General features: G+C 34.5%; 1 protein-coding gene. It reads left to right on the plus strand.

Going from position 1 to position 740, the window contains the following annotated elements; translation table 11 throughout:
* The coding region (locus QGM71_RS21725; RefSeq protein WP_327609634.1) for a peptidoglycan-binding domain-containing protein at positions 1-740 on the plus strand (740 nt) is incomplete at both ends.

The raw sequence follows: 740 nt of genomic DNA on the forward strand, positions 1-740 counted from the left end.
TATCCACTTTATACGGTAACTTTACAGAACGTAAAGTGATGGAATTCCAGAATTATTACGGTTTAAAACCTAACGGAATAGCTGATTCTTATACACGAGCTAAAATAGATGAATTGATAGATAATGGATTCCAACAAGGTGATAGACATGATTCTATCATCGATTTAAAGAATAATTTAAATCAGCTGGGATTTGGTTATATAACCGTTACTAACTTTTATGGAAATTTTACAGAGGTAAAAGTGAGACAATTTCAACAATATTATGGGTTAGATGTAACTGGGAGAGCAGATGGGGCTACGCTTAACAAAGTTGATGACTTACTAGAAAGTCCTTTCCAAGAGGGCGAACGTCACGAATCTACCATTTTACTAAAGGAGAATCTAAACCTACTAGGATTTGGCTATATAACAGTAACAGATTTATATGGATCATTTACAGCCCGGCAGGTGAAAGCATTCCAAAATTATTATGGCCTAGTAGAGAATGGAATAGCAGATGAACCAACAAGAGCAAAGATTGATGAAATACTATCCAGTACTTTTCAAGAAGGGAAAAGACATGACGACACAGTCGCTATTAAGGAAAATCTTAACCGATTAGGATTTGGTTATATAACGGTAACAGATTTATATGGTTCGTACACAAAACTTCAGGTAAGAAAGTTTCAAGAATACTATGGCTTAAGATCTAACGGAATTGCAGATGAAGTTACCTTGGAAAAAATTAATGAGTTAATG

The organism is Virgibacillus tibetensis (genome assembly GCF_036026595.1).
Classification (GTDB): Bacteria; Bacillota; Bacilli; order Bacillales; family Amphibacillaceae; genus Virgibacillus_P; species Virgibacillus_P tibetensis.